The 1,559-nt window shown below is 59.8% G+C and carries 1 protein-coding gene and 1 pseudogene; both read right to left on the bottom strand.

Going from position 1 to position 1,559, the window contains the following annotated elements; all coding sequences use genetic code 11:
* A pseudogene (locus WCE46_RS10895) lies at positions 1 to 484 on the bottom strand (polymer-forming cytoskeletal protein); the annotation flags it as partial.
* Positions 485 to 512: 28 nt separating this feature from the next.
* The coding region (gene apgM / locus WCE46_RS10890) for a 2,3-bisphosphoglycerate-independent phosphoglycerate mutase (protein WP_424733747.1) at positions 513 to 1,559 on the bottom strand (1,047 nt) is incomplete at its 5' end.

Raw genomic sequence — 1,559 nt, 5'->3', positions numbered from 1 at the left:
CGTCTTCTTCGGTAAAGAGGTTGTCGAGGATCCGGTCGAGTTCCTTCTCGTTCTGGATCCTGAGCATCGTCATGAGATAGATGAGAATAAAGACGAGCACCGGCATCGGGTTTCGCACCGCGATCTCACCGGTCGCCTCGAAACCCTCTGCGAGCTCCACTTTCTCGCCGATGTCAAGTGTCCCGCTCACGACCAGTTTCCCGGCAATTTTGACGCCCTCGCCGATGTACGCGTCCTGCTTTGCGATCACATCGCTCCCGATTTCGCAGAGGTTTCCGATCCGTGCATCGCCGCTTGCCCAGACATACTCACGAATCGTTGTCGACTCACCCACGTAGACATCCTTACCCCGCAGCCCGTAATCGATCTGGCAGAACTCGCCGACCATGATATCCCGGTCGGTCTTGATGCTGTGCTCCTGGAGTTCCGTCCCGTCGGGAAGGAGACAGTGCCTGTGCCAGTTTTTTACCGATTCCCCGCTCATCGATCCCCCGCAGGCGCCCTCATCGTTGTCATGCCCCGTACTTGTGCGCCTGGTTTATCAGGTCGATGGCAGTCGGCAGGAGGCCGGCGCCCGTGATCCGGCAGAGCCCTCCTTTAGCGCAGGAGCGTTCCCCGTACTCGGTGACATCGTCCACCCGGACACCGTCTCCATAAATCAGCACCGGCACCGGGTCGGCGCTGTGGTCCTTGATGCAGCAGGGTGTGGAGTGGTCGGCGCAGATGACGATGATGCAGTCCTTGAGTACCAGGAGCGGCGGGAGCACGGCATCGACTTTCTCGATAAAGAGCTTCTTCTGGGCCGCAAGCCCGTCGTGGCCCGATTCGTCTGCTCCCTTGATGTTCACGAGGACGAAATCCTTTGTCTCCAGCTCTTTGACCGCTGCGGTGATCTTCCCTTTGATATTGCTGTCCTGCGAGCCGGTGATCCCTTCGACCGGTACCTTGGCAAGACCGACTGCGTTCCCGATGCCGGTGATGAGACTTGCAGCGGCAATCACACTCCCTGACAACCCGTATTTCTTTTCGAACGGTTCGAAGTGGCCCATCTCACCGGCGCCCCGCATCAGCACGATGTTTGCCGGGTTCTGGCCCTGTGCGAGGCGTTCCTTATTCAGGGGGTGCTCAAAGAGGATCTTCTTTGACTGCCGCACAAATTCGTTGCAGACCTCCGCGGTCTTTTTGTCTTTTTCGAGTGTCCTGACCGGGGTGACAGTGAGGGGTGCCACGTGATCCTTCTTCGGGTCGTTCGAGGAGACGCAGTGCCCGAGCCCCTCGCCTTTGAGGGCGAGTGCCGCCCGGTGCCCGGCCCCGGACCGGAATACGAACTCCACGCCGAACTTCGAGAGGTCGACCCCGTTCTGGATAGCCTGCGAGAGGGCAGCCGTGTCATGGATTCGCCCGGCCCTTCGGTCGGTTACGAGTCCTTCGGGTGAAAGTGTCGCGTAGTTGCACCGGAAGCCGATCATGCCCGGTTCCATGTGGATGCCCGAGCCTTCACATTCGAGCGGGCCCCGTCCGGTGTAATACGTGTGGGGATCGTAACCCAGCAGGGCGAG

Origin of the sequence: Methanoregula sp., assembly GCF_049690535.1 — an archaeon.
GTDB lineage: Archaea > Halobacteriota > Methanomicrobia > Methanomicrobiales > Methanospirillaceae > Methanoregula.
This window is presented reverse-complemented; position numbering and strand designations above follow the sequence as displayed.